The 8,895-nt window shown below is 60.6% G+C and carries 7 protein-coding genes and 1 pseudogene; 4 read left to right on the forward strand and 4 right to left on the reverse strand.

Annotated elements, in window-relative coordinates; translation table 11 throughout:
- The 4 genes from GEU01_RS17585 to GEU01_RS23185 all read right to left on the reverse strand — a co-directional run.
- Positions 1-629: IS1380 family transposase (locus tag GEU01_RS17585; RefSeq protein ID WP_019086699.1), on the reverse strand; the 629-nt coding region annotated here is incomplete at its 3' end.
- Positions 630-692: 63 nt separating this feature from the next.
- On the reverse strand, positions 693-962 hold the full coding sequence (locus GEU01_RS24780; RefSeq protein ID WP_232272611.1) for a hypothetical protein: 270 nt from the start codon (positions 960-962) through the stop codon (positions 693-695).
- 4 nt (positions 963-966) lie between these two features.
- The gene (locus GEU01_RS24785) at positions 967-1,998 is read right to left on the reverse strand and encodes a tyrosine-type recombinase/integrase (RefSeq protein WP_081500010.1); all 1,032 of its coding nucleotides are present in this window, start codon (positions 1,996-1,998) and stop codon (positions 967-969) included.
- A gap of 57 nt (positions 1,999-2,055) precedes the next feature.
- Complete coding sequence (locus GEU01_RS23185) at positions 2,056-2,913, reverse strand: ATP-dependent helicase (RefSeq protein ID WP_242011606.1); 858 nt, start codon at positions 2,911-2,913, stop codon at positions 2,056-2,058.
- A gap of 157 nt (positions 2,914-3,070) precedes the next feature.
- Here GEU01_RS23185 and GEU01_RS17595 point away from each other — a divergent pair, with 157 nt between their 5' ends.
- The 4 genes and pseudogenes from GEU01_RS17595 to GEU01_RS23195 form a co-directional block, all read left to right on the forward strand.
- Positions 3,071-3,835, forward strand: coding sequence for an ImuA family protein (locus GEU01_RS17595; protein WP_019087133.1), 765 nt, complete (start codon positions 3,071-3,073; stop codon positions 3,833-3,835).
- On the forward strand, positions 3,750-5,273 hold the full coding sequence (locus GEU01_RS17600) for a DNA polymerase Y family protein (RefSeq protein ID WP_265000735.1): 1,524 nt from the start codon (positions 3,750-3,752) through the stop codon (positions 5,271-5,273). Before GEU01_RS17595 ends, GEU01_RS17600 begins: the two co-directional genes overlap by 86 nt.
- Positions 5,270-8,455 (forward strand): annotated as a pseudogene (locus GEU01_RS27035) (error-prone DNA polymerase). The gene GEU01_RS17600 and the pseudogene GEU01_RS27035 overlap by 4 nt, the downstream one beginning before the upstream one ends.
- A 30-nt stretch (positions 8,456-8,485) precedes the next feature.
- The coding region (locus GEU01_RS23195; protein WP_042710803.1) for an IS5 family transposase at positions 8,486-8,895 on the forward strand (410 nt) is incomplete at its 3' end.

The following is an 8,895-nucleotide window of genomic DNA, read 5'->3' on the forward strand; positions in this document are numbered from 1 at the left end:
CGAATTTCCTGTCCGGACGGGGTCTTGCCCGGGCGGATGATAATGGCAACCGGCCTCGACGTGGCGGCATCGTAAACATGGATCGGCATAAAGCACCGCTCGTCATGATGCGCGTTGAACAGGGCGAGTTGCTGATGACCGTGCACCACATCGACCGTATCGTCGATGTCGAGCGTCACCGCGGCGGGTGGCCGGGCGTAGCTGTCGCACCATGTATCGACCAGGGCATAGGTCAGGCGAATGACCTCGCGCAAAGTCGGGGCGTTCTCCCAACGCGAGATCGTGGGTTGCGAGCACAGATCCCGACCCGTATCGGGCAGTCGTCCGCAGGCGAGCTTGAAACCCGGATCGCACCGCAGGTGATCGAGGTCGTCGGCGTCCTCGTAGCCGCAGGCAATGGCCAGCATACGGGCGCGCAGAATATCGGCCACCCCGTGTGTCACCCGTCGCGGATTGCGTGGATCGGCTATGAGCCGGGCGAGGCGATCGGCCATGCCGATCCGCCGCTCGGCGGCAGCCAGCAACAGGACACCACCATCCGAGGTGATCCGGCCACCATCAAAATCAGCCGTGATTTTCTTGTGTCGGATGGCTGGAAACAGGAACGGCTGGCTCGTATCGTCGGACATGGCGGGTGTGGCTCGGCGTGATCGGAGAAACGGATGGCTTTGACACCCAATTCGTAAACCCAATCAAAAGCTTAGGCGATACCCGCCGCCCAGTCTCGACCGCCCCCGTGAATAAGATGGGTTAGCGCGGTCGAGATTGCTGCGATACAGGATGTCCGTCAGAGGCTTATGAAGACGCGGAGCCTGCCGTTTCGTAATAACAAGATTTTCTTCTTTCCAACGTCTGACAACTTTTAATTCGTCTGCAGACAATGTCGCCCGTCTGTCGTATTCATCGAGATTAATGTGGAATTTGTATTCGGGCTGGATGTGAGAAACCTGATATTCGGCCACTGTTCTATCCTCCGAAGACCCTGTTACCAAGATTCATATCCATCTGTTCGACCGAGTGTGCGATTTTACGGAGAAGATCTTCACCAGATAGATGGATATAAAGTGTCGTACTTTGAACATTGCGGTGTCCGGCATACGTTGCGATATCGTGCAGACGCCAGCCTGACCGGGCCAAGTGCGTCAGTCTCAGATGTCTCAAGGTATGAGTACTGAACGCCGGTATGCCGGCTTGAAGGGCAAGACGTCTGACAGTTTTGCTCCATGACCACTTCGTTATGGGCTGTCGAAAGTTTCGATCTGACTCAGACAGAAACAAGGCACCTGAATGGGTTGTCGCACCGCGTCGACGATGTAAATACACTGCCAACACAGGACAAATCACTGCTGAGTAACAAACCACTCGAGCGTGTGCACTTTTACTCGTCTCAGCCCGAATAGTGAGGAGACGTCTCGCAGGGTCAATATCCGACACCCTCAAACCTACTAACTCTTCTCGGCGCAGTGCGCCATAGTAGGCCAAGGCGAACATGAGGCGATTTCTGACTGTTTCCTGTGCGACTATTTCTTGCAAGCGAGCCCATTCTTCGTCAGATGGCAAATATGGCAGTAATTTGGAACGACGTACCAAACCATACCTGAACCCGACATGCTCCGAGAGTGGGCCGCGCCCTACAACCGCCTGCCCTCGCGGCACCGGATTTCGATGTTTGATTCCTTCAAAGACCAAATGATCATACCAAAGTCGGACGGCGGACAGGCGCTGATGAAGCGTAGCATTGCTCACAGCAGCGCGAGTGGATAGGAAAGGAACGTCTTCTCCACGTAAATACCTTACAAATAGTGAAACATGACTCAAAGTTGCTGCCTCAGGAGCAACACCTGCTGCCTCACAAAAAAACAGATACTGTTCCAGACCTCTGGCATAGGCGTCTATGGTAGCGGGCGAACGGCCAAGATTGTCGAGCAACGAAAGCCATAAGCATCCTTGAGAGTTCTCAGAAACCTGCGGATATCGTGACCATTTAGGCTCAGGCATCGTACCCTCCCTTTGCAACACGAAGGTATAGATTCAAGCCGATGTATTCCAACTAACTTATAAGATCGACTGCGCGTCATCGCCCACCACCGTCAACCCGCTCCCGTCGGGTTTCATGCCCAGCAGGATCTCCGCCTGCAGCCGGTTGGTATCCTGATACTCATCCACCAGCACATGATCCCATTTGCCACCGATGTCGGCGGCCAGAACCGGGTCACTGACCATCTGCGCCCAGCACAGCAGCAGGTCGTCGTAATCCAGCACACCCTGCTCCTGCTTTGCCGTGACGTAGCCGGCAAAAAGCTGTCTGAGCTGCGCTTCCCACCCCGCGCACCACGGATAGTGCTTCAGCAGCACATCGGCGAGCCGCGCGCCCGAATTCACCACACGGGAATAGATGGCCAGACACGTGCCTTTGCCGGGAAACCGCTTCTCGGTTTTGGAAAATCCCAGATCGTGCCGGATCAGATTCATCAGATCGGCGGAATCCTCGCGGTCATGGATCGAGAAGGCCGGGTCCATACCGATCTGCTGCGCATATTCCCGCAGCAGCCGCGCACCGATGGAATGAAACGTCCCGGCCCAGGCCAGCGCGTCAGCCAGTGGGCCAGCCTTGTCGCCGAGGACGGTGCGGCAGATCCGCTCGACGCGCCGTGTCATCTCGACACTGGCACGCCGGGAGAAGGTCAGCAACAGGATACGCCGCGGATCAGCCCCCGAAGCAATGAGATGCGCCACCCGGTGCGCGAGCGTATTGGTTTTGCCCGATCCCGCGCCCGCGATGACCAGCAGCGGGGATGACTCCGCCCCGCCTGCCAAGACTCCGGTCCCATGCGTGACCGCCTGTCGCTGGGCGTCATTCAGACGGGACAGATAATCGTCGCTGTTTGGGATGGGAGAAGTCTCTGAATTCAATTCCTTAAGGTACCTTCACCAATGATTCCGGGTGGTTATGCGCCCTGCATCATGCCTGACGCGTCACGAATTTGCATTGACTTCCATCGTCGCATCAGAACAAATCACGAACATATAATCATGAAATGCACCTGCACAAGGGACATCGAACCGTGACATGACCGCTGAAACCCATAAAAAACTTGGTCTGGAAACCCTGCGGGCGGCAATCAGCCGTCTCGAAGGCCATAGTGACCGACGCCGCACGGTGCTGCCCTTTGGCGTGCGTGAGATCGACGGTCGACTGCCGGGCGGCGGTCTGGCGCTCGGGGCGCTGCATGAGGTAGCGGGAGGCGGGAATGACGCCCTGCACAGTGCGGCTGCCGGTCAGTTCTGCGCCGGGATTGCGGCCCGCACGCGCGGCAAGGTGCTCTGGATCGTTACCCGCCAGGATGTGTTCGCTCCCTCCATGAAACAGGTCGGGCTGTCGGCACGGCGGACCATTTTTGTCGAGGCCAGTTCAGACGTCGATGTGCTGGCCTGTTTTGAGGAAGGGTTGCGGCATGGTGGCCTCGGCGCCGTTGTCGCCGAGGTCGCCCGTCTGTCCATGACGGCGTCACGCCGCCTGCAACTGGCGGCCGAGACGTCCGGTTCCCTTGGCATCGCGATACGACGCTGGCGACGACAGACCGAGGCAGCGGATTTTGGCCAGCCGACTGCCAGTGTGACCCGCTGGCGGGTCTCCGTCCTGCCGTCCGCGCCGTTGCCGGTTCCCGGTGTGGGGCGCCCCCGCTGGCTGCTGGAACTGATCCGTGCCCGCGCAGGCGAATGTGCCGATTTTGAAGTGGAGGCCTGTGATGGCAAGGGTCGTCTTTCTTTACCTGCCGCTCTGGCCGACCGACCGGATCAGGAAGCGGCTGGGCAAAGACGCGCCAACGCCTGAGGTGCCGCTGGCGCTGGCCGGGCGAGAAGGACGGCGGCGGGTTGTGCTGTCTGTTGATCTGGCCGCCCGCAAGCTGGGGCTGCGCCCCGGGATTCCGGTGGCCAAGGCCCAGGCGCTGTATCCCGATCTGGTACTGATGGACGCCGATCCCGAGGGCGACCGGCTGGGACTGGAAAAGCTGGCGCTGTGGTTCCAGCACCGGATAGCCCCCATCGTGGCCGTCGATGCCCCGGACGGGCTGGTGCTGGATACGACCGGAACGGACCATTTGCACGGCGGCGAACTTCCCATGCTCAAGGATATGATCCACCGCATGGCGGGCGCAGGCTTTCGTGCCCGGGCCGTGGTGGCGGACACATGGGGCTCTGCGCACGCCATCGCCCGCTATGGCCGGGCACCGATTGCCGTTGTGCCCTCAGGCAAGACTGCTTCCGCTCTGGCAGATCTGCCCATTGAGGCTCTGCGTCTGCCGCACACGATCGTCGAGGGTCTGGCCACGCTGGGTGTGTCGCGCATCGGACCACTGGCCGCCATGCCCCGTGCGCCTCTGGCGCTGCGTTTCGGACCGGATGTCGCCCGCAGGCTGGATCAGGCGTTCGGGCGTATTGGTGAAGCCATCGTGCCAGTCCGCCCTGTCGATCCGGTCGAGGTCAGCCGGAACTTTGCCGAACCCATCGGTGCTGCCGAGACCATCGCGCGCTATATCGGCAAGCTGGTGCCGCTGCTCTGCCAGGGGCTGGACGAACGCGGACAAGGGGTGCGGCGTCTCGACCTGCTGCTGCATCGCGTGGACAGTCGCACCGAAGCGATCCGCGTGGCGACGGCCATGCCCGTGCGGGACACAAAACGCCTGACCCGGCTACTCTGCGAGAAAATCGAGACGATCAATCCGGGGTTCGGCATCGAGCGCATGGTGCTGATCGCCTCACTGGCGGAGCCCATGGACCGGCGGCAGACCGTCTCCTCGCTCATCGCCGAGGAAGAGGCCGACGTGTCCGACCTGATCGACACCTTAGCCAACCGTGTCGGCACGCAGGCGCTGTATCGCTTTACCCCGGTGGAAAGCGATCTGCCCGAACGCTCCTTCTGCCGCGTGCCGGCGCTGGCCCCCGAGGAGACGAAGAACTGGCCGGATCACTGGCCGCGTCCGACGCGCCTGCTCGCACGACCCGAGCCGGTGCAGGCCATGGCGGAACTGCCTGACCAGCCGCCGCTGTTCTTCATCTGGCGAGGCGTGCGGCGGAAAGTGAAATGTGCCGATGGTCCGGAGCGCGTGTTCGGCGAATGGTGGAAGAATGACGCCGAACTGACCATCGCCCGCGATTATTTCCGGGTGGAGGATACGAGCGGCGAGCGCTTCTGGCTCTACCGGGCGGGTGATGGCGAGCATGGCGAGACCGGCTCGCAGGGCTGGTTTCTGCACGGAATTTTCGGATGAGCACCTCGGCACCGCGTTACGCCGAATTACAGGTCACGACGTATTTCTCGTTCCTGCGTGGAGCCTCCTCCCCCCTTGAACTGTTCGCGCAGGCAAAAGCTCTTGGCATTGAGGCGCTGGGCATCTGTGACCGTAATTCTCTGGCCGGGATAGTGCAGGCCCATGTCGCGGCGAAAGAGGTCGGGCTCCGCCTTGTTGTGGGATGCCGTCTCGATCTGGCCGATTTCCCGCCCGTTCTGGTCTACCCGATAAACCGCGCCGCCTATGGCCGCCTGTGCCGTCTGCTCACCATCGGTAAGGCGCGGGCTGGAAAGGGCAAATGCAACCTGCTCTGGGAGGATCTGGTCGCCTGGGGCGAGGGCCAGATCGTCATCATGATCCCGGACGCGGTAGACGATGCCTGTGCCCTGCATCTGCACAAGCTGAAGGACGCCTTTGCCGACAGGGCCTATCTGGCGCTGACGCTGCTGCGTCGCCCCAATGACCAGATGCGGTTGTATGAACTGGCAAACCTGGCGCATCAGGCACGGGTGCCAACCGTTGTGACCAATGACGTGCTGTTCCATACCCACGACCGGCGCATCCTGCAGGACGTCGTCACCTGCATCCGGCACAACACCACCATTGACGAAGCCGGGTTCGTCCGCGAACGTCATGCCGACCGTTATCTCAAACCGCCACAGGAAATGGCCCGGCTGTTTGCGCGCTATCCCGAAGCGGTAGCCCGCACCATGGATATTGTGGAGCGCTGCCGTTTCTCCCTTGACGATCTGGCCTATCAGTATCCCGATGAAGTGTCCGTGCCCGGCCAGACACCCCAGCAGGCGCTGGAAGAACTGACGTGGGAGGGCGCCCGTTCCTGCTATCCAGACGGCGTACCGGATGAGGTGGCGGAAACGCTCCACCATGAACTCGGCCTGATCGGGCGGATGCAGTATGCGCCGTATTTCCTGACCGTGAACAGCATCGTCCGCTATGCCCGCAGCCAGGACATTCTCTGTCAGGGACGTGGCTCGGCCGCCAACAGTGCGGTCTGCTACGTACTCGGCATCACCGCCATCGACCCCGCCCGCAACTCCCTGCTGTTCGAGCGCTTCGTCTCCGAAGAGCGGGGAGAGCCGCCGGACATCGATGTGGATTTTGAACACGCACGCCGTGAGCAGGTCATCCAGTGGGTCTATGAGCATTACGGGCGTGACCGTGCAGCCCTGACGGCCGTGGTGATCCGCTATCGCGCCAAGGGGGCTTTGCGGGATGTCGGCAAGGTCATGGGCCTGCCAGAAGACCTGATCCGAACGCTCTCGGGCCAGATTCATGGTTGGGGGCGCAGGCTGGACGATGACGCGCTCAACGATGCAGGCATTGATCTCTCTGACCGACGCATCCGCCTCACCTTAGATCTAGCCCGCTGCCTGATCGGTGTGCCCCGCCATCTGTCGCAGCACCCCGGTGGTTTTGTGCTGACACATGACCGACTGGATGAACTGGTGCCCATTGAGCCTGCTTCGATGGAGTATCGCCAGATCATCTAGTGGGACAAGGACGATATCGACGTCCTGAAATTCATGAAGGTGGATATCCTGGCGCTCGGTATGCTGACCTGCATGAAGAAAGGTCTGGACCTGCTCGGGGAACACAAGGGCCAGCACTTCACCCTCCAGACCATTCCGGCCGAAGATCCGCGCACTTACGCCATGATCAGGAAGGCAGACACCATTGGCGTCTTCCAGATCGAAAGCCGGGCACAGATGTCCATGCTGCCACGGCTCAAGCCGCGCATGTTCTATGACCTCGTCATTGAAGTGGCGATCGTGCGCCCCGGGCCAATCCAAGGGGACATGGTGCATCCCTATCTCCGCAGGCGCGAAGGGATCGAACCGGAAAACTATCCCACCCCGGAACTGGAAGCGGTTCTGAAAAAGACGCTTGGCATCCCGCTGTTTCAGGAACAGGCCATGCAGGTGGCCATGATCTGCGCCGGCTTTACCGCAGCCGAAGCGGATCAGCTTCGGCGGGCCATGGCGACTTTCAAAAATACCGGTACCGTCTCGCAGTTTCAGACACGCCTGATCGAAGGCATGCGCGCCAATGGGTATGACGAGGACTTCGCCGAGCGGATCTATCAACAATTGGAAGGCTTCGGTTCTTACGGATTTCCCGAGAGCCACGCGGCAAGTTTCGCCATTCTGGCCTATTCATCCTCATGGATGAAATGCACCCATCCGGACGTATTTCTGGCCTCGCTCCTGAATTCCCAGCCGATGGGTTTCTATGCACCGGCACAACTGGTCCGTGATGCGCGCGAGCATGGTGTGGAGATCCGGCCCGTCTGTGTGAATGCCTCACGCTGGGACAGCACGCTGGAAGGACCGGAAAGACCAGATGGGATGTTCGCCGTGCGGCTGGGCATGAGCCTGATAAAGGGGCTGGCCAATGACGATGCCGCCCGGATTGTTGCCGCACGGGCCTCACGCCCCTTCGCGTCGGTCGATGATCTGTGGCGTCGGGCGGGTGTGAAAGCGGCAGCCCTGACCCATCTGGCCGAGGCGGATGCGTTCCGGCCCTCGCTCGGGCTGGCACGGCGCGAGGCGCTCTGGGCGATCAGGGCTCTGCGCGATGAGCCTCTGCCGCTGTTTGCGGCAGCGCAGATTACGCGGGAAGCGGAGGAACCGGATGTATTGCTCCAGCCCATGCGCGACGGGGCGGAGGTGGTGCGGGATTACAACCGGCTTGGCCTAAGCCTTCGCGATCATCCGCTGACCTTTCTGCGCGAGGATCTTCGGACACGGGACATCATAACCTGTCGGCACGCCTTGAACGCAAAGGACGGAAAGCGCCTTACTGTGGCAGGGCTGGTACTGGTCCGGCAACGGCCCGGCTCTGCCGAAGGCGTGGTGTTCATGACGCTGGAGGACGAAACGGCAAACATGAACGTCATCATCTGGCCGGATCTGTTCGATGCGAACCGACGCGTGGTACTGGGCGGGCAGATGCTGGCGGTAATGGGCATGCTCCAGAAGGAAGGTGACGTCGTGCATCTGGTGGCTAAGGAGATCACCGACCTGTCGGGCTTGCTGGCCGATGTTGGGAACCGGTCCCTGCATGAGGTCGGCACTGCACAACAGGAAGCCAGATCTGAGAGCCCGATCCGAAAGTTTTTGAACAATACCAGCCTGTTGTGATTCATCCGTCTTTACGAAGAGATGGAGTGAATGGTGACATGGACTGGTATTGCCCGACGTGAACATAGCCGGGAAGGAATGCGATATCCATCGGATACGACGGACGAAGAGTGGGCTCTGATCATGCCATTTATACCCCCGGCGAAACGGGGTGGTCGCCCCCGCACGACGGATATGCGCGAGGTGGTCAACGCGATGCTCTACATAGCCTCGGCCGGGTGTGCGTGGCGTTTGCTGCCGAAATGCTTTCCGCCGGTCTCGACCGTCAGGCGCTATTTTTACGCCTGGCGTGATGCCGGATTGTTCGAAGTCATGAATACGGTCCTGGTCATGAGCCTGCGCGAGATTGAGGGGCGTGAAGCCTCTCCAAGCGCGGGCGTGATTGATAGCCAGTCGGTAAAAACCACGGAAAGCGGCGGGCTTTCGGGCTATGACGCGGG

This window comes from Komagataeibacter europaeus LMG 18890, assembly GCF_000285295.1.
Lineage (GTDB): Bacteria > Pseudomonadota > Alphaproteobacteria > Acetobacterales > Acetobacteraceae > Komagataeibacter > Komagataeibacter europaeus.

What these genes read in the sequence shown, in the direction of transcription:
- GEU01_RS24785 (WP_081500010.1), bottom strand. Translation starts at nt 1,998, where the DNA reads ATGCCTGAGCCTAAATGGTCACGATATCCGCAGGTTTCTGAGAACTCT.
- GEU01_RS17595 (WP_019087133.1), top strand. Translation starts at nt 3,071, where the DNA reads ATGACCGCTGAAACCCATAAAAAACTTGGTCTGGAAACCCTGCGGGCG.
- GEU01_RS17600 (WP_265000735.1), top strand. Translation starts at nt 3,750, where the DNA reads ATGGCAAGGGTCGTCTTTCTTTACCTGCCGCTCTGGCCGACCGACCGG.